Source organism: Trichodesmium erythraeum IMS101 (assembly GCF_000014265.1).
GTDB lineage: Bacteria > Cyanobacteriota > Cyanobacteriia > Cyanobacteriales > Microcoleaceae > Trichodesmium > Trichodesmium erythraeum.
The window spans coordinates 5,210,195-5,234,246 of sequence record NC_008312.1 but is presented as its reverse complement, the minus strand read 5'-3'; the positions used below and the strand labels follow the sequence as shown (position 1 = coordinate 5,234,246).

Sequence of the window (24,052 nt, the reverse complement as noted above, 5' to 3'; positions counted from 1 at the left end):
AAACAAAAATATGTGCTTGATGCTTATATATCTAAGTGTTTTGACCAAATTAAGCATGATGCACTGTTGAGGAAAATAGGTCAAACACCCTATAGAAAATTAATCAAATAATGGTTAAAATCTGGGGTACTTGACAACAAAAATTTCTCAAATACTTTGGAATGTATACCACCGGGAGGGGTTATCAGTACCCTAAAGTGCAAAAATTGCCCTACACGGCATGGAATAATGTGTAAATAAACTGGCTGAATTCTTACCTGGATAAAAACGAGACAAGAGAAAGGTATTATTCTTTATAGGCTATACTGATTACTTTGTTATGCTACACAAAGATCTTAAAGTAGTGTTACAAGCAAAAGCCGTAATATAGGAATGGTTAACCCAGGTAGGATTAGAACTAAAGCCAGAAAAAACAAAAATTTCCCACACTCGAATTGAAGCATGAAGGAAATAAACCTGGATTTGACTTCTTAGTATTCACTATAAGGCAATGGAAAATTAAGTCAACTAAACAAAGATTTAAGAGGTTGATCAAGCCATTGAGTAAGAGCATAAAAATTCATTACCGGAAACTTGTAAAAATCTTTGATACAAAAAAACTTCTCCAACAAAGTCTTTAATGGCTAAATTAAATCCGGTAAGAAGAGGATTGGCCAACTAATTCTGTACCTTAGAAAAACAAATGCGCATTCTGTGGAAGTATATTCAAACCATTAGAGTTGATAAAAGTAGACCATATAATACCTAAGTCTGAAGGTGGTGACAACACATAATTAGTTAGTGTTACTAAAAGTAACACTATTCTGGAAAATGCTGACCTCAGTGGAGTTAATTGAACTAAGACCAATTTACGAGGTAGTCATTTGAAAGGTGCAGATTTATAAAGAGGCAATTGTAGAGAAGACTATATTTGCTCGAAATTTGGGTGTTTCGGAAAACCTACAGCAAGAGTTGGTGAAACGACGAGATGATTTGAGGACTATTAAATCAGTTAAAACTTATTCTTAGGTAGAAAAAACTGTTATAACAATTAAAAATATAGCTGATAAAATTTTTGTTTCTATGAGTGGTATTGAAGGATTATGGCCTCATAATATTAGCCCCAATCAACTCGCAGTGTTAGAAAGAAAATTGGTGCTTTGGTTGCGATCGCAGAATTTTAACTCTGAGTTAACTTCTCATTCGTTACAAAATAAGTCTTCAGAGGAGTTGCAAAGTTTGATGTTATCTGCAACTTTTGCTGGATGTGATTTTTTAGAGTTTAGAATTATGAGCAAAAATGTGGTTGAGGCAAATACAGAAGATTTATTGGACTTAGCAAATATTGCAGGTCTAAATCCTACTAAAGATTTTGCTGGTGCTAAATTTAATGGTGTTAATTTATGTGGTGTTGATTTAAGTGGGGTAAATCTATATGCTGCTTATTTAAGAGGTGCAGATTTAAGTGATGCAGATTTGAGTGAAGCTAATCTTAGTCAAGTAAATTTGGGTGGTGCAGATTTGAGTGGTGCGTTGTTAAGTAATGCCAATTTAACTGATGCAAACTTGTACCGTGTTAGTCTAGCTTTGGCTAATTTAAGTGGTGCTAATTTAAGTGGTGCTAATTTAAGTAATGCCAATTTAAGTAATGCCAATTTAAGTAATGCTAATTTAAGTAATGCCAATTTAAGTAATGCTAATTTAAGTAATGCTGGATTAGTATTAACAAATTTAAAAGGAACAAATTTTCAACATACAAAAGTAGAGAAAGCTAGGTTATGGCATGATGCTAGTTTATCTGAGGGAATGAAGCAAAACTTAATTAGTCGTGGAGTAGTATTTGAGAATGATTAGTCAAAAAAAAACTTAGGAATTAATAAATTATCATAAAATAATGAATCATGAGGGTAGGTTTGTTATGGATAACTCAAGTTAGATTATATGGTGTTATCAATCAATGTTTTTTGTTATAGTGTTTGCCATTTAAACTGAAACTATAACTTTTGCTTTATACCTTTTTTCATTATATATTTAAGTTAAAGTATTGGTAGGTTAAAAACTTATTTAAAAACTTAATATAATATAATTTATCAGTCTGACTAAAGTTATTATAATTTGCAATTTTCTGACTTAAGACTAGGTTAAATCAAAAAAAGCTCAAAAAAACTCAAAAAAAAGGATGAATATTTAGTGGAATAAAAAGGATGATTTTTCTATAAAAGATGAAAAAATTGGTATCTACTTTTTAAGTCTCAAGAGCTAGCTGTTTTTATGATATAGAAATGTCATATTCTCTGGGGAAATATTTTAATTTATGTCTGGGGAATAACAGATAAAAAAATAAAGGTACCGGTTAAAATGTAAAATAGTGACTAAACTAAATTTTTATTACTTATGCCATTAATTTAAAAATTTTAAATAGCCTTTCAAATTGTTTGCTAATAGTTAAACTTTGATTTTTTCAAACTTTATGAGTATGTAAATCTCCCACAACTTATGGGTGAATTGTTACTATAGTAAAAGTCCTCACTTTGCTAGGACTAGCTATATTTTAGTCAATATTGTTTCAGGATTAAGGTATTTCAAACTTAGTCATAAAGTGAATTATAAAAATGACTGACAAGGAAAATAAAGGCTTATAGCCATTTCGGTTTTGTTGTCAGGATTAAGGTATTTCAAACTTAGTCATAAAGTGAATTATAAAAATGACTGACAAGGAAAATAAAGGCTTATAGCCATTTCGGTTTTGAGAATATAATTTGGGAAGTAATGACTGAAAATTCTTATAAGTAAAAACTGATAGAGTTTTCTATAGAACCTTAATTCTTACATATTGTTAGAATATTTTCTGTTGGTTAATGTTGTATATTGTTGCTCTCTGCGACTTCTAACTTTATATTCCGTTTTTTAGATTTACTTTTTAAGTATTTTAATGATCACCCTCAAAGAATATAAATTTGAGTAAATAATATTACAAAACTCTGTTTCATAGTTAACATCTAATAGACAACAGGCAAAAATAGATTATAGCAAATATTTATCTAAATGATGTAACATCTTAATTGAAAGCCTTAAGGAGCAGATAGCTATATATGGCTAACCAAAAATCACTTGATAAATTACAGAAACTAATTAAAGATACTATTAATCAAGCAATAAATAATGGGGATCAAGCTAGCCATCAAAAATTGACTAACAATTTTGCTGGTGTCAACCTTGAGTCCGTTGACCTGAGTATGAGTGATCTAGATGATGTTAATTTGAGTGAAACTATTCTCCGGGGTGCTTATCTACTTTGTGCTAATTTGAAAAGAACTAACTTTAGTAATAGTGATCTGAGTGGTGCTAATCTAAGTGGGGCAATAATGTGGTTTGCTAACTTTAGTAAAGTAAATTTTAAAGGGGCAGATATCAGAGGTGCTAGTTTCAAAAGTGCTAACCTCAAAGGTGCTGACCTAGAAGGTGCTAACCTCTGGCGTAGTGAGATTACAGATGCATACTTAATTCAAGCTAATTTATTATACGCTAATTTAATTCGTGCTAATCTTAGAAATAGTAATCTGACAAATGTTAACTTGAGTTATGCGGAACTTAATGATGCAAACCTCAACGAAGCTAATCTTATAGGTACTAATTTTAGTTATGCTAATTTGAGTAATGCTACTCTTAAAGATGCTAATCTCAAAGATTCTAATTTATCTAATGTTAATCTTGTTGGAACTCAATTAAATGGAGCTAATCTTGAAGGTGCTAATCTTGAAGGTGCTAATCTTATAGGTACTAATTTTAGTGATGCTAATCTTAATTACACAAAGTTGAGGAATACTAATTTAAATCATGTTAATTTAAGAGGGGTGAAAATTAATCATGGAACAGAATTAGATAATAAGTGGTATCTGGTTTGGGATATTATTAATCATGGTGCTTATGGGAGAAATTTAAGTGGTGTTCATCTGGAAAATGCTGATCTTAAGGGTGCTAATATCGGCACTGCTAATTTAACTAATGCTAATCTGGAATATGCTAACCTCAGATATGCTAACCTTAGTAATGCTAATCTCGCTCATATTAAATTAACTAATGCTAATCTAGCAGATATTAATTTGATTAAGGCAAATTTATATAGTGCAAATATGCAAGGAGCTAACCTGAGCAATACTTTATTATTTAATTCTATTATGACGGGTGCTTTATTAAATCAAGCTAAGCTGCTAAAAGCACAATTGTGTGATGCGGAATTATCAAATGCAAAGTTAATTATGGCAAATTTAATGAACGCTAACTTGAAAAATGCTAGGTTATTAGGGGCTGATTTAAGGAAGATAAATCTAGAAGGTGCAGAATTAGATGGTGCTATATTTGGTAATAATATGGGAGTTTCTGAGAAGATGAAGCAGGATTTAATTAAACGTGGGGCTGTTTTTAAAGATAAGTTTTAGGTATAATTTGTAAATAAATTAACTAATTAAAGTAGGGTAAGCTTAATCTAAAATTATATCAAATATACTTGACAAAAAAATAAAATATTCGTAGGAAATTGTACATCAAACCCAATTATAATTAAGTTCTTATCTAAATTAACTAGAGGGAAAATAGAGAGAATGACAAAAGGTTTTGGCTCTCAACAGTTTAATCAAGGGAAACAAAAGGATAAAAAAACGACTCCCAAGTCTTTGGTATCTATTGATGAAATACAAGACAGCTTATTAGGTTATTTTGACGAAATAGAATATCCCACAGTCTAAAGGAGCTAAAGGCATAAGTTAACTGATATATTAAGGCATAAATTAACTAATATATTAGCGATCGCTATTTTTGGTGTCACTGTAGGAGGAGAAGGATGGGAAGATATGGAAAATTATGGCATAGCTAAAGAACAATAGTTAAGAGAATTTCTAGAATTCCCGAAGGAAATTCCTAGTGATGATACTTTTAGAGGAGTCTTTAAAAGAATTAATTCTGTTGCACTGGAAAAATCCCTACCGAAATGGCTTTTAACCATAATGGGGTCACTTAAAGGAAAAAATATCCCCATTGATGGGAAAAATCTTGGAGGTTCTTATAACTTTGAGCTTGGGCTACCTCGTTGCATTTCGTCACTACATGGGTAAGTGAACAGGATTTAGTTTTGGAACAAGTAAGGGTAAAAGACTATTCAAATGAAATTACGGCAATTCCAACTTTATTAGAATTATTAGACGTAGGAGGTGCAATTATTATACCAATTTCATAAACTTAAGCTACACTTTTATAAGTAACCTATTATAGAAAATGTCCCCATGTCAGGAGTAGTAAAAATTGAGATAAATGAATCGGTAGAAACTCTCAAAAAACTTTTAAAAAGTGCGAGTACAGCTCAAGAAAAGGAAAGACTTCAAACTATTTACTGGTTGAAAACTCAAACAGTAGAAACAGTAAAAGAAATTGCGATAATGTTAGGACGCAATCGAGTCACAGTACAAAAATGGTTAGGGAAATATCGTACAGGTGGACTGAATCTTTTACTAGAACCAAAGAAAAATCTAGGAGGGAGGCCAAGTTCAATTCCACCAAATGTAATCGAGAAATTAGAAGCAGAATTGCAAAACCCGGAAGGTTTCCAAAGCTATGGTGAAATTCAACAGTGGTTAACGACTTGTTTTGACATCGAGCTGTCTTATCGAACAGTTCATCAATTAGTCAGATATAAATTAAAAAGTAAATTAAAAGTTCCACGTCCAAATCACATAAAACAAAATAAAGAAGCTCAAGAAAACTTTAAAAAAAACTCTCATCTCAACTAGAAGAGAAAATTAAGTTAATTAATAAATATTCGGAAAATCAACTGCCAATTCGCTATTGGTGTCAAGACGAGACTAGAATTGGATTAAAAACTATAACAGGTAAAGTCATTACTGCTTGCGGTGTTAAGCCCATTGGTTTATATCAATGGCTATTTAAATATCTATGGCTTTATGGTTTAGTAGAACCAAAAACAGGAGATTCCTTTTTTTATGAATTTAGTCATCTAGATACTCCTTGCTTTGAAAGATTTTTAGAGCTTTTTTCTCAAACATATCCTGAAGAGATTCATATTATTCAACTAGATAACGGGCGAGGGCATCTAGGGAATGATTTATCTATCCCTGATCACATCATTTTATTATTTCAACCTCCTTATTGTCCCGAAGTTAATCCCATTGAAAGACTGTGGAAAGAGGTGAAAAAATTCTTGAAAAATCGAGTTTTCGATTCCTTAGATTTCTGACGCAGAATCCTGAGAAATATATTAACTGAATTTAGTCAAAAAGATATTGCTTCTTGTACAGGATATGATTTTATTCTTGAAGCATTATGTGTAGTCGGACTTTAGGAAATTGGTATTACTTTAGATGCATAGAAACTCAAACCAATATTATTCGACAAATTCGTCAAAATAAAGCTGAGTGTATCGTAACTCTTAAAGCTAATTATCCCACTTTACTATCCCAAGTCAAACAGTGGTTTAATCACAATAGAACAAGTAATTTCCAGGAATTTGATCACGACTACTATAGTTCAGTGGAGAAAGCAGATCATCACACTGAAAAACGATATGTTTGGGCTATTCCTCTAGAAAAGTTTGGAGGGCTTCATCAACAAAAACAATGGAATGAACTACAAACTATTGTTGTTGTCGAGTACATTCGCGACTTATAGAATAAAACTACCCATGATATTCATTTTTATTTGAGCTCTTTAGCTCCTAATGCTCAATTTCTCTGCTATGCTATTCCCACTCATTGGAGCATCGAAAATAATCTTAATTTCACACTTGATGCCACTTTGTCCGAAGATCAATGTCGTATTCGGTGAGAATATAGTCCACACAACTTTGCTTTTCTTAGACCACTGGTAGTTAATGTTCTTCGTCAAGAGAAAACATTTAAAGGCAGTCTTCGCCAAGATGATCTTAACTGGTTAATTACAGTGGTATTCTTACATAGTAATGGTTAAGTATAAATGATGTATGAAGTTTCATAATCAAAATAGAAAAGCTGTAGATTTTATGAGCCTATTAATATTAACTTTTGTTAAATAAAGAAGGTTAAAGTTTAGAAATTCAAAAGTTAAAAGTCAGAAAAAAGGAAAGATTTATAAAATTTTTCACTTAGGTATACAGCAGTGGGGATGTTTCATAATTAGTTATTACAAGAGTTTTTTATTGGTAAGAATAGTGTTCTATTTTTGTGAAAAATAGTATCAGCCAGAAAATTGTTTCAGAGTATATCTATTGAGATAATTCGAGAAGGTTGATGGTGTCAGAAAGTTATTCCCTTTTTGTTAATTACTTAATAACTGAAGTGTTACCTAAGTATAGCAATAATGCATCGGAATTGGGATTACTTGAGTAAGGCTTGTATTCTTTTTAGGAATTTGGTGTAATTTTTAACTTTTTACTGTTAGCTTTTTACTTGAGCTTTTTACTAAGGTATTAATTTACTATATTGTATATCAATAAAAGCTTTGAATTCTGGTGTTTTAGAAGTAAATAAAATATAAAAATACCCAGGCTCCACAGGTTTATCCAAAACTTTAGCATAAATATCTTCTCCTACTGCTCCCAAGTGAAGAGAAAGTAATAAGTTAATTTTAATATTAGTAAATACAGAAGGTATAGAGTTAGTTTCTTTGGAATCAGATTTGACTAATGCTCCTCTAGCAGATAGTTTAACTAAACTGCCAAAAAATAGGTTTTCCCCAACGTGTTTACCTTCCAAAATTATATATTGAATAAGGATTTTTTCAGCCAAGTCTAAAAAGATTTCTTCTTCTTTTTGTAAAAATATATTATATTCTCCAGCAATTCCACCAATATTATAAATATTAATAGGTTGTTTAACTCCTTTTGGCTGTACTAATTTTTGCCCATCAATTCTTAAAAGTGACTCTCCTACCTCTGTTAGTGTAGTTTCAGAAATAAGTATTTCATCACTGGTTGAATAAGATTCAATCCGATAAGTTAAATTAACTTGGTTTCCTACCACACCATATTTTGTCCGTTTCTCAGAACCAATATTTCCAACAACAACTTCCCCAGTATTAATACCAATTCCCATTTCTAAAGGATTATAACCCCAAGCTTCCATTTGTTTGTTTACAAGTTTTATTTTTTGCTGCATAGCTACAGCACAAGCAATAGCTCTTTTGGCATCATCTTTTCTAGGATTTAGTGCCCCAAATAAAACTAAAATTCCATCTCCCATAAATTCATCTATAGTTCCTTGAAAAGAGATAATAACATCTGCCATAGAAGAGAGATAAAAATTTAGCACCATCACAACTTCTTCTGGTGCTAATCTTTCAGAAAGGCTGGTAAAACCTCGAAGGTCAGAAGTGAGAATGGTAACTTTTTTTCGTTCACCGCCTAGTTTTAAACCTTCTGGTGTTTCTAGGACATTATCAACAACTTCGTCTGTAACATAACGACCAAAAGTTTGACGAATATGTGCTTTTTCTGTGCGAAGTTTTTTGATATTAATATGTGTCTTAATTCTAGCTAATAATTCTTTTTTGTGGAATGGTTTAGATAGATAATCATTAGCCCCTACTTCTAATCCCATGACTAAATCGGAAACTCTATTTTTAGCAGTTAACATGATAATTGGTAGTTGATGTAATAGCCAGGTTTCGCGAACTTTTTGTGTGACTTCATAACCAGTCATACCAGGCATCATGACATCTAATAAAATTAAATCTGGTAGAAAATCTTGAGCCAGAATATCTAAAGCTTTCTGCCCATTATTAGCTTGAATAACTTGATAATTATGCAAAGAAAGTTGATTAGATAATAAGGTTAGATTCACAGGCTCATCATCAACAATAAGAATTTGGAATTCACTTTCTTTTTTAGATGATGAAGGGAGGCTAGATGTCTGAACTTGATTAATTTCTGATTCTAAATAGGTAGGCTCGGGAACTGATGGGGCTAAATAGTCGGTATCCAACAAAGACATTTGATTTAGGGAAGAAGATTCAATAATTTTATTTTGTGCAGGTTTTTCAGATACATTCAGAGTAAAAGTAAACTCTGAACCAATACCAACAGTTGATTTTACTGAAATAGTCCCACCGTGTAATTCAACTAATTTTTTTGTAATTGGTAAACCTAAACCTGTACCACCATATTGACGCTCTGTAGATCCATCTCCTTGTTCAAAAGACTTAAAAATTGCCTCATATTTATCTTCAGGGATACCAATACCAGTATCGGAAACGGTAATTGCCATTTTTTTATTAACATCAATTAATTCTGCTGACACTTTGACTACACCGGAGTCTGTAAATTTGATAGCATTTCCTACCAAGTTATGCATAATTTGCTGAATGCGATTTTCATCTGCTTCCACAGGTGGTAAATCTGATGAAATAGCATTAATAAGCTGTAAATCTTTGCCTTCTAAAATCATCCGAGAAAAGGCGAGAACTATTTCAGTAACTTCTCGCATACCTACTGAAGATATTTGTAGTTTGATGCTGCAGTGTCGTAGTTTGGAAAAATCAAGAATATCATTGACTAAGTTGGCTAAACGATGTCCACTACCAACAATCATTGATAGATTCTTTTTCTGCAATTCTGAGATCGGACCGGTAGCACCATCTCTTATGGAATCTGCTATGCCAATTATTCCATTTAGAGGTGTACGTAGTTCATGGGATGTATTTGCTAAAAATTCATCTTTAAGTTGGTCTAAGTGTTGCAACTCTTGATTTTTTCTTTCTAGATGATTAAATGATTCTGCTAACTCTTTTGTCATTTTATTAAAAGATTCAGCTAAAATCACCAACTCTTTGAATCCTTGAATTGATACATTTTGATTGAGTTTTCCTTGAGAAATTGCGCAGGTTGCTCTTGATAATTGTTTGATTGATTTAGTGATCCAATTCACTATTAATAGCCCTAAACCTAAAGTTATTGCCAAAGCCAGAATACATAGTTCAATAGTTGATTTAGTATTCTTATTTATTTGTGTCATAAACTCGCTTTTGGGGATGACTACTACTGTCAACCAATGAAGACCATATTCATCCTTGTAAGGTGAAACTTGCATAAATATTTGTTCACCATCTATCTCAAATTTAAGTTGTTTTATAGTGTCAATGTGACTGAAGTCTTTGTATTGATCTATTAAATATTGTGCCGTTGACTTTATTAGTAGATTATTACTATCTACAGCTTTTTGAAATCCTAATCTATCTTTATCTTCCAATTCTGCTTTTGCAATGGAACTTGCTATTATAATACCTTTTTTATTTAAAATAAAAGCTTGTCCAGTATTACCAATTTCTAGGTTTTTGAGGAATTGACTTAGTTCTTGATAGAAGTAAAGATCAACACCACATACTGCTTTGAGCTGATTTTGCTGATCGTATACTGGCAAAGTAGCAGTAATTACAGGTTCTCCGCTGTTAAAGTCTTTGTAAATTTCACTCCATGTAGCTTTACCTGCCTTAACACTTGCTTGATACCAGGGGCGATTTCGAGAATCATATGTTCTAGAACCTTGTATTGAATTTGTAATATTGACTTGGCTGTCTAAAGCAGATTCATAACTTAAAAAATCAGTTGATTGATTACTAAAAGCCAACCGTAAAGTTTGACTTTTTCCTAGTCTTGTTACTCCCATATATTCACCTTTTTCAGGACTACCACAATAAATCCATTGAACTGACTTAAACAAATTCATTTGTAGCACAAAAAGACTTTCACCTCGAACTGGGAATATACTCAGATTATCTTCCTTGACGGCATGAGCAGTTAATTGATTAATCTGATGAGGAATTTGTAAATAGTTATCTACTTTCTGATCGATACGGGCACCAACTTCTTCCTGCAATTTACTAACTAAGTCATTGATAGCTTTCTGCCCATTGCGAAAAGATAACCATCCTATTAATCCGACTACAATTAAGAGCTGTAAAAGGAAAGGAATAACTAAGATGTACGTTAAAGGAATTTCTTTCAAAAAACTTGTCTTTCTATCTAATTGCCTGAGAGATTTTTTTTTCATGGAAAATAACTCTATATAATAGCTAATTATATTCCACATATTATATAGTATAAATACTACTTTTTTTATGGAATAAGGTGGATTACAGTTTCTATTATTTATAATAATAAGAAATAGTTTGGATCATAGACATCTCCAGAAAGGTTTTCCAAACCTTTGCCTTACCCTAATCTTTTAACATCGGTATTTTTGGAAATGTCTAATATTTATTTTTACTTGAGTACCTAAACAAAATTATTTATCTACCCTAATTTTATTTGTGGTATATCTTATAAAAATTTTGGTATAAAAAATGTGTAATCATACTTAAAATAACCGTTAAATGGTTACAGTAAACTTTCAATTACATCTGTATTGCTTGGTAATTCTTTAGTCAAAATTTCAGCACCTTTTGTGGTAACTAAAACATCATCTTCAATCCTAATACCTCGAACATCAGAAAAATGTTTGAGCTTTTCCCAATTGACAATATGCTGATATTTTTGACGTGTTTCTGTGTTATTTAAAATCGCTGGAACTTGATAAAAACCAGGCTCAATTGTGACTAACATTCCAGAAGCTAACGGACGATTTAATCGCAAAAAACTTAAACCAAAACGACTACTACGTTCCCGACCTATTTCATATCCTGCTAAATCTCCTAAATCTTCCATATCGTGTACATCTAAACCTAATAAATGACCAACTCCGTGGGGAAAAAATAATGCATGAGCATCCATTTCTACTAACTGTTCTGGTTGACCTTTTAAGATTCCTAAATTAACTAATCCTTCGGCGATAGTTTTAGCTGCTAATAAATGAATATCTAAATATTCTACACCTGGTTTAAGTTGAGCAATACAATTATCATGGGCAGCTAAAACTACATCATAAATATCTCTTTGTGTAGGAGAAAACTTACCAGAAATAGGCCAAGTACGAGTCACATCACTTGCCCAACCTAAAGTTGTTTCTGCTCCCACATCTGCTAATAGTAAATCTCCTGTTTGTAGAGGATGATAATATTCTCCATTGTGTAAAACTTCCCCATGTACAGTTACAATACTGTTATAAGCACAGGTCATATTATGAGAAATAATAATACTTTCCATTGCAGCACGGATATTAGCTTCAAATTTAGCATTTTTTGTTGCTGCCATTCCTGCTTTATGAGCTTTTACTGTTACTGCTGCTGCTTGTTTAATTTCTGTTAAAGCCATATCATCATGGCTAAGTCTTAAAGAGATAATTGCTTTTGTTAATTCTAAGTCAATTTTTTGGTGTTTCTTAGAAGGAAAAATATCGCGATTTAAAATCTGACATTGTGTGATTTTAGTAGTGGGATTTTGTACATAAATAGTTGCTGCATTTGCGGCATAATCTTTTAATTCTTTAATCGGAAAAGCAGCATCAGCACCTATAATTTCGGCGAGGCGATCGCGTGTTGGTATTTCTCCATGCCAAAGTAAATTACTTGGGGATAGATTATCCATAAATAGTTCTAATTTTCCTCCTTCTAAACGGATAGCAGCATCTTCAATAGGTAGCCCAGCAAAATAAAGAAAATGACTGCTAGGACGGAAGGGAAAAGTATTAGCTGGAAAGTTGCGGGAACTAGAACTACCTGACCAAAGTATTGTTGGAAAATCAATTAATTTTGCTAATTTTTCTCGTCGGTTGCGGAGTGTTTTAGATAGATAAGTATGATTTGTTGGAATTTGCATGGTAGTTATTTATTGAATTGTTATTTATGGTTACTAGAGATTGTTAATAAACTGAATCAGGACTTAGGTACATATATGAAACTATATACCATTTGTAGGATTTATTATTATATATGGTAGTTATGGTTCAGTCCCGTCAATATATAATATTTAATGAGTTTAAGGATTACGGAGGTAGTAGGGTTTAGTTTCCAAACCCTGAGGTGAAAAAATACAAATATTTTTCTCAAGATGTACGGAAAATTGTAGCGATTTCTATAATTAGTAGATCATGGTATGGAAGATTCTAAAAAAGTCTTTACAAGGATTTTTGTTTTTTAGCAGTGTGTTCTAAATTTGCTGAAAAATACTATAAATTTGTTGATTAAAACTCTATAAAGGATTCACTATATTTCAATTCATATTAATAGATTTAAGCTATACAAATATAAGATTCCTTTCTGGGGAATGTGCAGGAGTAATTTCTCTGTAGCTAATTAGTATAAATAGCTGAAGCAAGCTGTTAAAAATTTCAATTTTTCTAGTTAATTAGACTGTTATTATCATTCAGAATAGATAGAATATTTAGGGAAAATATTGACATAAAGATATTAACATAAACATATATAAAAACCATCAATTGAGAGTAAGTAAAATATAAAAAAACTCTTTATAACATGATATAAAAAAGTATTTGTTAGGTTAAATTTTTCCTGATTAATATTTGAAATTTACTGTAAAAATCTGTTTCTTAAATACTGGTATTTTTGAATAACTATAAGATTCACAAAAATATTAAATCTTTGACTTTTAATACAGTCTGAAATTAGACATTTATCAGACTCTTGTAACTAAACCAGAACCAATAGTAATTTTTATTCATGGTGGGGGTTGGTTATACCGTCCCAAAGAAGTGGAGCTATTTTTTTTATTGCCATATTTGAAAATGGGTTTTTCGGTTGTATTTTTGTGGGATATTGTTTGGTAGCACAGTCCCTAGCACCTGGAGCAGTGGCAGGCTCTCAGTGTGCTTTAGGTTGGGCAATAAGGAATGCTCAACAATATAATTTCAATGTGGAAAAAATTGTTGTCAGTAGGTTTTCTACTGGCATTCATTTGGGGACGACAACAGGTATATTTTCTGCTGCTGCTGGTTTTGACTATTATTGCTCTGGTGATGATAAATTCAAAGTAGCTGGAATTGTTAATTGCTTTGGTATTACTGATATCAAAAATTTGCTGCAAGGAACAAATGTTTAAAATTATGGTCTGAAGTGGATGGGAAACTAGAGCGATCGCTTAGAAATGGCAGAGCGTGTTTCTCCAATTCATTATGTACATTCTCAACTACTACCTATTTTTACTGTTCATGGCGATACTAATTTAATTGTGCCATATAACTATGCAGTAAGATTTTACAAATTACTTAATCAAGCTAATGCACTGAATTAATTATTAACTATTTTAAGAGGTAGTCATGGAGAATTTGGTTATAGTAAAAATATTGAGTCTTTTTTCACAAAATATGGTTTGTTAAATAATTAATTTTTTTGATATAAATAACAGTACAAAATTATCGTGGAGAAAATAAACTTCTTCAGTACTTCGGTAATATTCCAACCTTGATGGGGTGATGGTGTTGACATTAGGCAATATTTCTATATTTACTATTAATTGATAATTTGTTTTTTTAGATAGAAAAAGTTATTAAATATTTTGCAGGAAAGTTACGTCGAACTTTCCCATATTCTTGGTTCAGAGATATAGCACTAGGGGAAAATAAAAAGGTAAAATTTATCTATAACCGAGCTTTTTCCTGTACAATTCGCAAACATAATTTGCCAATATCTCTGTCATAAATTTGTAGTGCTAAATCTAATTTTTTTTAGCTCCTAAAAAATAACTTCACTGTCAAGAACTTCATTTAAGTCAGGTGTAATTACTAATCTATAATCAAATGGTGAAGACAAACCAGATGGTATTTCAATCCGACTACCATCAGGGTTGCGCGGTGAAAAGAAAGAGTCAGCTTCTACAATTAGATTATTATCAGAATTAATAGATAGATCAGTAACTTTCAATGTATTACTATTACCATTGCTCAAAAGTGCTGTAAAATATGCTGCATCTGTCATTTCTCCTGGGTTAGTTAAATCATCTATATCTATCCTGGCAACAACACTTACACTTGCACCACCACCTTGACCATAACTGCGTAGCCAAGGCTGTACAGCATCAGTAGCAGCACGGCGAAAGTCCTGTTCTGGAGTTCCCTGAGTACCGTCAACGCTAAAAACTGCATATAAGTCCTCTCCATCCCAGAATAAACCACGACCTCTACCGTCTGCTCCAGTGGTTTCATAATCTGTTCGCACCCAGTTATTAGTGGGGTTTATTGGATCGAAGCTAGCAATAATGGGATCTTGGTTGTTAACCGTTCTTTGCCAAGTACCAATATAAATAGTTTGGCCGTCGACGAGCTCAATACTAGGTCCATTTTGAGCTTTTATCTCTTCTTCTGTACTTGAGGGAGTAAATTTAATTACATTATTTGTAATCTCAGCATCATCATTTTCAATTATCCCTTTTGTTGTTGTTAATATGTTAGGACTATCGGTGTTGATAGTAGTAGGGTCCAGTAGATAAACAGTGAAAAATTCATCTAACTCTTGCTGTGTATCACCAATAATAGGTACTGTAAAAGTTTTTGTTGTTTCACCAGGATTAAATGTTAACACACCTCTGGTAACTTCATAATCTTGCCCTGCTATAGCTTCATCAGGTATAACAACTGCTAGTTTAAAGATACCACTAGGGTCTGTATCATAAGCAACTTCAATAGTCTGTTCACTAGGATCATTGAGATTAACGGTAAAAGTTGCGTCTGTAGTCCCGGCATCCCCTTCAACTACACTAACTTTGTCGATAGAAACTTCAAATTCTGGTTCTGGTTCTGGTTCTGGTTCTGCTGTAGGATGAGCTCTTAATTTGAAGTCTTCAGCTTTTAGGTCTGGTAGATTTTCAAGAATTGCAAATTGACCGCCATCTCCAAAACCTTCTTCACTACCATTAGCATTATAGAATAGCTGACCAGTCGTGCTATCGTAGACAATTATAGCGTCAGAAGTTGCAGCATTATCGGTCACAGTGTCAAATTCATTGTCAATACTAAACCCACTTCCAGCATCACTGGAAATTTTTGTAAATTTTCTTTTAGCAAGGATAATTGTATCTTGATCGGGAACAAAATCTGTAATTGTATCGACACCAAGGGCCTGAAAATCAATATCTTCTTTAGCATCAAAGATAAAAAAGTCTTTACTGGCATTACCAGTGAGGGTATCATTTCCTCTACCCCCATTGAAGCGATCGCGACCTTGACCACCTATTAAGACATCATTACCATCTCCGCCAAAGAGATGGTCAAAACCCTGACGACCTTCTAAGGTGTCATCACCATCCAAGCCAAATATTTTTTCCCTATCTCGACTACCAATTAGTTTTTCGGACTCTGTAGTACCAATTATTGGTTTCATAATAATCAACCTTGATATTAAGTTTAATAGTTGTACTGATACACCTCTATTATAGTTTAATCAGACCTCTACCCATAACTAACACATATAAGTAGTGGGACATAAGTTTTCCCTGCTGTCTAAAGTTTTGTAAATAATATAATAAAGCTTTCAGATAGAAAAAATCATTATTTTACATTTCTTAACATAATGCTGTTTATTTATGTCCAACTACTTAGTATACCTTTAGACTAAGTCAAAAGTTACCCATCAAGATTTTATGAGCTCAAAACTTTAACCCGCTCAGTAATTTCAGGAAATTATTTGACATTATAAAAATTGTTAACCCATACAAATGTTGTGTAATCTCATCTACATAGGTCAGTCTTGTGTGTAATATTGATCTGATAAAGAAATGAATTTGATATATCTCTTATGATAGTATAATTGTAAGTCTTATTTAATTATTTGACTTCAGTAGTCAGCCCTGAGCGAAAAACTCTACCAATAATCTTCTCAATAGGTGGATCAGTTACTGTCAAATCTTGTACTTCTAATTCTGCCAAAATTTTGGCTACAGTTGTAGTTAAATTTTCCCGACGGACCAACAAACGTACTGCCTGACCTGTTAATGATTCTACCTCCCCATAATTAGATAAAAATTGATGAAAATTCACATCTTCTACAGGCACAGGATTAATTAATTCTATTTGCACCTCTCTATAAGGAGCAAAGCGATCAAGTAAACCATCTAAACTACCATCATAAATTAATTCACCTTGATATATTAGCAACACCCGCTTACACAAAGCCGTAATATCTGCCATATAATGACTCGTCAATAACACCGTTGCTTGATAACGTTGATTATATTCCCGCAAAAATTCCCGCACTGCCACCTGAGCATTAACATCTAAACCTAAAGTTGGTTCATCCAAAAACAAAACTTGTGGCTGATGTAACAACGCCGCCATTAACTCTGCCTTCATCCGTTCCCCCAAAGATAACTTCCTAACTGGTTGTTTCAACTTTCCCTCTAAGGACAACATCTCTGTGAATTCCATCAACCGTCTACGATATTCTTTGTCGGAAACACCATAAACTGCCGCATTAATTTTTAGGGAGTCTAACACAGGTAAATCCCATATTAGCTGTTGTTTTTGCCCCATGACTAGAGTAATTTGCTGTAAAAATTCTCTCTTGCGCTCAAAGGGTATATAGTCTGCAACTTTAACTACCCCATTAGATGGATGAATTAAACCTGTCAACATTTTTAGAGTAGTAGTTTTCCCAGCACCATTAGGTCCAAGAAACCCTACTATTTCTCCCGGGTCTATTTCAAACGAAATATTTTCAACTGCCTTAACATATTGATATTGGCGACGAAGAAAATGACGTAATGTTCCTTTAATTCCAGGTTCTTTGATACCTACTGGAAAGACTTTGCTTAAATTTTTAGTGAGTATAATAGACATGAGTTTCAATATTAATTAGGACTTATGCAAAATATTACAGCGCTTTCCGTTGTCAGTGAAGTACACCAACAAGGCCAAGATGCTTGCAAGACATAATTTTTACTGTATACCCAGTACATCTTATACCCAAAATCCAATGTAAATCATACACCATCAGATGGGGCTTTCCCGTCGCAAAGCTCCTACTATATATGATAGTTCTGCGTAAGTCCTGATCAATGATAGTGGGTAATACCGTTTCATATAGAATCCGGTTATATAGCATATTTATATCTATGTCACTAGGAATATTTAGGCCTCAAAGTAATGGGAAAGCGTTTGAGCATTAAAGAACAAATTTGCAGTACAAGAAATAGAGGAGCTCTATCCAGGCGCTAGAAATGTGGTATAAAGCTCTCAGTAGTATATTATCTGGCTATTGGCCAAAGGTTTAAAGAGTGAAGAAGTAGCAACAGTGAATGGGTTAGGCATGCAATGGTAAGAAGCAATAACCCAACGGTTTCATAAAAGAGGACTAGCAGCGGTTAGAGACAGTCGTCACCAGAGCCAGAGAGCCAAACCCTTGCTCACTATTCCTCACCAATATCCCTAATGGGAACAGCCACAGCTAGAGGCGATCGTAAATTCTCTACCATCTCTTGTATTTCCAAAGGTGGAGGAGGTGTCATCCGAGATACTATAAAAGTCACAATAAAATTTAACGCCATCCCCACAGTGCCAATACCTTCAGCAGAAACCCCGAAAAACCATGTCGGCATTCCCGCAAACTTGACACCTACAATATAAATAGTAGTAAACAATAAACCTACTACCATACCAGCGATCGCTCCTTCCCGGTTAGTGCGTTTATCAAAAACACCTAAAATAATCACCGGGAAAAAACTAGCTGCAGCCAAACCAAAAGCAAAAGCTACCACCTGAGCAACAAACCCTGGTGGGTTAACCCCAAAGTAACCAGCAATAGCAATAGAAAATCCTACCATCATCCGTCCTACAATTAACCGTCGTGACTCCGGTGCTCCTGGATCGATCATTCGATAGTAAACATCATGGGCAATGGAACTAGAAATTACCAACAACAAACCTGATGCTGTAGACAAAGCAGCAGCCAAGCCTCCCGCTGCTACTAAAGCAATTACCCAAGGAGCAAGTTTAGCTACTTCTGGGGTAGACAAAACAATAATATCCCGGTCTATTTTAATTTCATTAGTTTCTTTATCTGGGGTGAGTTGAAAGCGACCATCATTATTTTTATCAGTAAATTCTAACAAACCCGTATTTTCCCACTTTGTCGCCCAGTTTAACTGTTGAACTTCCTCCACAGTTTTATCGTGTAAACTATCAATTAAGTTGTATCGCGCAAAAGTAGCTAAGGCAGGAGCAGTTGTATACAAAATAGCAATAAATAATAATGCCCAACCGGCAGAATATCTGGCAGCTCTTACATCAGGCACGGTGTAAAAGCGAACAATAACATGAGGTAAACCAGCAGTTCCCACCATCAACGCAATAGTGATAAACAAAACATCAAGCATAGTTTTGTTGCTAAAAGCTGCGGTATATTCTGCAAAACCCAAATCTACCTGAACTTGATTGAGTTTTTCCACAATATCGCTGAAAGTAAAAGCAAATTGAGGTATAGGAATACCAGTAATAACTGTAGCAATAGCAATAGCTGGAATCAGATAAGCAATAATAAGTACAGTATATTGGGCAACCTGAGTCCAAGTGATACCTTTCATCCCACCTAAGATGGCAAAAAAAGCAACTATAATCATCCCAATGAAAACGCCGGTACCAATGTCAACTTGTAAAAACCGACTGAAGACAATACCAACACCCCGCATTTGCCCCGCAACGTAAGTCATTGATACGAAGATAGCAGCGATAACTGCAACTATACGGGCAACATTTGAGTAGTAGCGATCGCCTACAAAGTCAGGTACTGTATATTTGCCAAACTTCCGCAGGTATGGAGCGAGTAGTAATGCTAATAGTACATAACCACCAGTCCATCCCATAAGATAGATCGAACCATCATAACCTAAAAAAGAAATTAACCCTGCCATTGAAATAAATGAGGCCGCAGACATCCAGTCCGCTCCAGTAGCAGCACCATTAGCAATAGCAGGTACACTTTGGTCCGCTACAAAAAAACCTTTACTATCTTTGACTCGCGATCGCCATCCAATATAGAGATAACCTGTAAAGGAAACAGCCACAAAAATCAATGTCCATACTTCTGCACTCATCTAGTCTCTCCCATCAGTATTAGGTTTTTCATTGAGTTCGTCTATGTTATATTTTTTATCAAGTTTATCCATTTGAATAGCGTATGTAAAAATTAAGATTACAAACACATAAATTGAACCTTGTTGTGCTATCCAAAAACCCAAGGGTACACCAAAGAATTGAATAGTATTTAAGGGTTGAACTAATAAAATGCTAAAAACAATTGATACTATTGCCCAAATGATTAGCAAGTTTCTAATTAATGATGTATTAGCACGCCAGTATGCTCGACGTTGTTTTTCATTCATTATTTTAAATTTTTGAGTGATAATACATCTTTTTATCAGATTTTCTACCCAAAATGTAATTAATTAAATAATATTATCTAAGTCATATGACTAATTAGTCATGACTTTTGCAGTCATATATTTATGACTTATAGTTCATAACTTCTGCCATAACTCTTGCAAAAATCTTTCAATAAGTATATATTTTTTATATATGTAGTTATAGCAATTCAAGTCAAGGGCACAGAAATTTCTAAGTTATCAAACTCAGCCATAGATATTTTTGACTTTTGTATTTTAGACTCTTGTCTTCCTATATAAGTTGCTTAAGAAATAAATCTGGATAATTTTAAAAATGGCATTTTATAATCATGATTCACTTAAGTCTGAACTAAATCAAAGAGGTTGGCGTTTAACTGCTCAAAGGGAAACTATCCTGCAAGTGCTTCAACGTCTACCTCAAGGCAAACACTTAAGTGCAGAAGAAATATATAATCTGTTGTTAAATCAAAAGGAACAAATTAGTCTGTCTACTGTTTATCGAACACTACATTTATTGACAAAAGTAGGTATTCTCAGGGAACTAGAACTAGCCGAAGGACATAAACATTATGAGATGAGTGCCCCCAACCTTAATAAACATCACCATTTAGTTTGTCTTCAATGTCATAAAACCTTTGAATTTAATGATGATTCCATAATGAAAATTAGTCAGAAGCAGGCTGAAAAAGAAGGTGTTGAAATGTTAGACTGTCAACTAACAATTCATGCTATTTGTATTGAGGCTTTACGCAAAGGTTGGCCTGCTTTAGTAGCTACTAATTGGTCTTGTCCAAGAACTAACTTAGAAATAACATCTAAATCAAATAATCACAAATAATCAAAAGGCAACTCTGGAGGAGGAGGGGGAGCTACCAAATATTCAAGAACTGCTTTATGACTCTCGCGGTTAGTTTGAACTTCTGCAGCGATCGCCTCAAACCTAACCTCCAAACAACCATAAACAATCTCCAACTCTGTAATTGCCTCAATTTCCCCCATTCCATTCGGAATAAAATCAGTTAACCAACGTGGCCCCGCTACTATTGCCTGAGCTTGGCGGTCATAAACCCATATCTTAACATAAATCCTAGGTAAACCTTCCGGTAATTTCACCCTAACTTTCACCGAGCGCCCCGCAATAATATCCTTAGCCAAAACCTCTAAATAAGGAACTGGTAATAATTGTTCTTCAGGCAAAATATAACTTTGTATCGAAATTGATTCATCCTGCTCTTGATCAATATGGGCTAAACCAAAATTCCATTCCTCCTCTTGGTCTGGCAAAACCTCCTCTAGTTGTTCATCTTCCACAACAAACTCTTGTTCTTCCCAATTAACTTGATCATCATTGTCACTAGCAAATTCCTCATCATCAACTATTACACTTATAGAATCATTATCCTCCAATTCCTCTACCTTATTCTCCTTAGACTTCAATATACTCTCTAACTCTTCATCCTTCTCCGTTTCCTCACTTGGTTCCAAAGAAGAAGCCCTCATCCATTGCAACAACTCAGAATCATTAATCAAGGAATAAGCCTTTGAAAAGAATCTATCCTCCAATTTCAAAGCCTGAAGCTCTTTATTTTTCAGATCAAACTTTGTAGGAAAAGACACAAGATTTGGTCTAGTCTGAGGTGCTTCATTATCCTTAAGACTTTCCAAGTCTGACTCTTGTTCTTGTGGTAAACTCGCCTCACCTTCAGAAAATTCAGATTCTCCCCAAACATCATCTACCTCATCTAGATCATTAGGAGTATTGGACTTAGCCGACAAATCATTAATTTCATTTGCATTTTTGGCCACTTTCTCCGATACTGGACTTCCAAATGTTGGTAATTTTAATAATTCAGAATCTCTAGGAGCATTTGACTTAGACAACAGATCATTAATCTGATCCGCATTTTTGGCCATATTCTCCGGTAATGGATTTCCAAACGTTGGTAATGTTAAATTGTGAGAATCTGACTCACCTGTAATAGATCCACATACTTGTAGTGGTAAAGGTTGCTCCTTATCTATTTTTTGCTCTAGTTGACTCTGATTAATTGTTTCTACTAACTTTTGAAAAGAATTAACTTCTGGCTCTGGCTTTCTTGCAGTCAAACTTGTCTGAGGAGGAACCATTTCTTGATGCTCATCTTTAACAAAATCATCATCAACCGCTGCCAACCAGCTTTCCAGTGGGGCTGTAATTGTGAAAGACTTATTAGCCAGAATATCCTTATGATCTGTGACCGTAATTTGCCCTAATATTAGATGAGTTTTAATATTTTCCGGTATATTAATTCTACCAGCAAAAATAATAGGTGCCACTTGCTCTGGTAGAGTTTGCTGTACTTCAATTAAAATTTCTGAATTTTGAGGATTACGCAAACAAATTTTTAAACTTCCATTAATTATTAGGGCATTATTCTCTGTAATTGCAGAATCTTCATTTATGAGATTATTTTGATTTTGTAAAGGCTGATTATTCAAGCCTTCATTAGATTGAATATTTTGATTTTGACTATCAATAGTTATCTCACCAGATATTATTAATCCTTCTCCTGGTTTAGCAATGTAAGATTCTTGATCTAAGGTTAACTCTAAAGGAAAATTTACAGTAGAAGTAGTAATTGTATTAGTATCTGCATCTGTTTCTTTATTTAGATCTAGCTCTACTTTTTGCTGAATTTCCCCCAATGTTGACAAGTTATTAATTGGAGTTTTAGTTAGTTCTTTGAATTGATTCTCTATATTCTTGGATTCTTCGTTTTTACTTTGAGTATTTACCTTTTTCTGCTCACCACTATCTAGAAAATCAGTGATATTTTCCATCCTTTCTGACTCTTCAGATAATAGTTTTGATGGCTCTTGAGTTTGAGCATCTAATAATCCTATTTCCTCTGATTTGATGATCTCTCGTTTGGACAATTCAGGATTATTTTTTACTACATTTTCCCCTTGATTAATTGTGACTTCATTTATGTCTATTTCACCTGAAAAAAACGATATATTTTCATTAAAAATCACATCCTTTAGATCTGCTTGAGAATCTTTTACTATAGATATTTCCTGATTATCTGATTCTAGTTGTTGTGAAAAATCTGAACTATCATACTCAGTCGGTAATACTTGTAAATGGACAATATGTTGCTTTACTTCTTGTGATGATGTGCTTAGTTTAGCAAAACAACACAATTCCCATTTACCAGGCTTGAGGTGGGTAAATGGGATAATAGACATAAGACCTTGAGAGCGAGTATGACTAGAACGTCTATGAACTCGCCTTACAGGTGGAGTTTCTTCAGTAGAATCGTGAATAATCCGAATCTGGACTTCTGTATTGGCTATATGAGTATTAGCGACTATACGATAGCGACCTTCTAGAATTTCCACATCGGCTGATTCTAAAGGTAGCCAGGTTTGGTCACCCTCTTTCTGTAGCAAAAATTCCCAGTGTGACATCTACGGCTACAGTTTTACTTTACAAAATATATATACTCAATATTATCTCAGATTCTTAATTATTTCCATAATTTTAGGTCTTCAAGTCAACTTTTTTTTAATCTTAATATTTATTTAAAATTTTTTAGCTTATTTTCAATAACCACAAATAGTTTTTTTTGTCAATATAAATTTTCTATAGTGCACTCAGGCCATTTAAGTTATAAGTCATCAGTACCTCCAGACCTGAAGCAATTTATAGTTTAGATAATAATGTTGGGCAATTATTAACTAATTAGTCACCGGTGGGCAGTCCGAGACAAAAAAACAGACACACCAGGTAAGAGGTTTGACTAAGGTCAAGCTTCGTACTCGTGACGA

At 33.6% G+C, this 24,052-nt stretch carries 13 protein-coding genes and 4 pseudogenes; 10 read left to right on the top strand and 7 right to left on the bottom strand.

Going from position 1 to position 24,052, the window contains the following annotated elements:
* Nucleotides 1-695: 695 nt before the first annotated feature.
* The 8 genes and pseudogenes from TERY_RS33345 to TERY_RS37215 all read left to right on the top strand — a co-directional run.
* Nucleotides 696-773, top strand: a pseudogene (locus TERY_RS33345) (hypothetical protein); the annotation flags it as partial.
* Between the two features lie 97 nt (nt 774-870).
* Entirely contained in the window at nt 871-1,008 is a 138-nt protein-coding gene (locus TERY_RS33340; protein WP_155994463.1) for a hypothetical protein, read from the top strand.
* A 54-nt stretch (nt 1,009-1,062) separates the two neighbouring features.
* Nucleotides 1,063-1,833: a pentapeptide repeat-containing protein gene (locus tag TERY_RS16405; RefSeq protein WP_011612859.1), complete on the top strand. Its 771-nt coding sequence runs from the start codon at nt 1,063-1,065 to the stop codon at nt 1,831-1,833.
* 1,238 nt (nt 1,834-3,071) lie between these two features.
* Nucleotides 3,072-4,418 (top strand): pentapeptide repeat-containing protein, encoded by a 1,347-nt coding sequence (locus TERY_RS16400; RefSeq protein ID WP_011612858.1) that lies wholly within the window; start codon nt 3,072-3,074, stop codon nt 4,416-4,418.
* 234 nt (nt 4,419-4,652) lie between these two features.
* Nucleotides 4,653-5,197, top strand: a pseudogene (locus TERY_RS37220) (ISAs1 family transposase); the annotation flags it as partial.
* A 61-nt stretch (nt 5,198-5,258) separates the two neighbouring features.
* A complete protein-coding gene (locus TERY_RS16390) occupies nt 5,259-5,762 on the top strand; it encodes a helix-turn-helix domain-containing protein (RefSeq protein WP_011609939.1) in 504 nt (167 codons plus the stop codon).
* A gap of 8 nt (nt 5,763-5,770) precedes the next feature.
* Nucleotides 5,771-6,226, top strand: coding sequence for an IS630 family transposase (locus TERY_RS28390; protein ID WP_081432519.1), 456 nt, complete (start codon nt 5,771-5,773; stop codon nt 6,224-6,226).
* Between the two features lie 134 nt (nt 6,227-6,360).
* Nucleotides 6,361-6,954: pseudogene (locus TERY_RS37215) on the top strand (ISAs1 family transposase); the annotation flags it as partial.
* A 470-nt stretch (nt 6,955-7,424) separates the two neighbouring features.
* Here the strand turns inward: TERY_RS37215 and TERY_RS16380 are convergent.
* Together TERY_RS16380 and TERY_RS16375 are read right to left on the bottom strand one after the other, a co-directional pair.
* Nucleotides 7,425-11,009: a response regulator gene (locus TERY_RS16380; RefSeq protein ID WP_044136874.1), complete on the bottom strand. Its 3,585-nt coding sequence runs from the start codon at nt 11,007-11,009 to the stop codon at nt 7,425-7,427.
* Between the two features lie 326 nt (nt 11,010-11,335).
* Complete coding sequence (locus tag TERY_RS16375; RefSeq protein ID WP_011612856.1) at nt 11,336-12,712, bottom strand: aminopeptidase P N-terminal domain-containing protein; 1,377 nt, start codon at nt 12,710-12,712, stop codon at nt 11,336-11,338.
* Between the two features lie 870 nt (nt 12,713-13,582).
* On the opposite strand from TERY_RS16375, the pseudogene TERY_RS25565 reads away from it, so the two are divergent.
* Nucleotides 13,583-14,143, top strand: a pseudogene (locus TERY_RS25565) (hypothetical protein).
* A 440-nt stretch (nt 14,144-14,583) separates the two neighbouring features.
* Here the strand turns inward: TERY_RS25565 and TERY_RS25560 are convergent.
* The 4 genes from TERY_RS25560 to TERY_RS16350 form a co-directional block, all read right to left on the bottom strand.
* Nucleotides 14,584-16,227 (bottom strand): Calx-beta domain-containing protein, encoded by a 1,644-nt coding sequence (locus TERY_RS25560; RefSeq protein WP_011612854.1) that lies wholly within the window; start codon nt 16,225-16,227, stop codon nt 14,584-14,586.
* A 443-nt stretch (nt 16,228-16,670) separates the two neighbouring features.
* Nucleotides 16,671-17,681 (bottom strand): ATP-binding cassette domain-containing protein, encoded by a 1,011-nt coding sequence (locus TERY_RS16360; RefSeq protein WP_011612853.1) that lies wholly within the window; start codon nt 17,679-17,681, stop codon nt 16,671-16,673.
* A 569-nt stretch (nt 17,682-18,250) separates the two neighbouring features.
* Nucleotides 18,251-19,933, bottom strand: a complete 1,683-nt coding sequence (locus TERY_RS16355; protein ID WP_011612852.1) for a VC_2705 family sodium/solute symporter — start codon at nt 19,931-19,933, stop codon at nt 18,251-18,253.
* Nucleotides 19,934-20,221, bottom strand: coding sequence for a sodium/substrate symporter small subunit (locus tag TERY_RS16350; RefSeq protein ID WP_011612851.1), 288 nt, complete (start codon nt 20,219-20,221; stop codon nt 19,934-19,936).
* Between the two features lie 334 nt (nt 20,222-20,555).
* Between TERY_RS16350 and TERY_RS16345 the strand changes: the two genes are divergently transcribed.
* Entirely contained in the window at nt 20,556-21,080 is a 525-nt protein-coding gene (locus TERY_RS16345) for a transcriptional repressor (RefSeq protein ID WP_011612850.1), read from the top strand.
* On the opposite strand, the gene TERY_RS16340 is transcribed toward TERY_RS16345, so the two are convergent.
* Nucleotides 21,071-23,692, bottom strand: a complete 2,622-nt coding sequence (locus TERY_RS16340; protein WP_011612849.1) for a hypothetical protein — start codon at nt 23,690-23,692, stop codon at nt 21,071-21,073. The genes TERY_RS16345 and TERY_RS16340 overlap by 10 nt on opposite strands.
* Between the last annotated feature and the right edge of the window lie 360 nt (nt 23,693-24,052).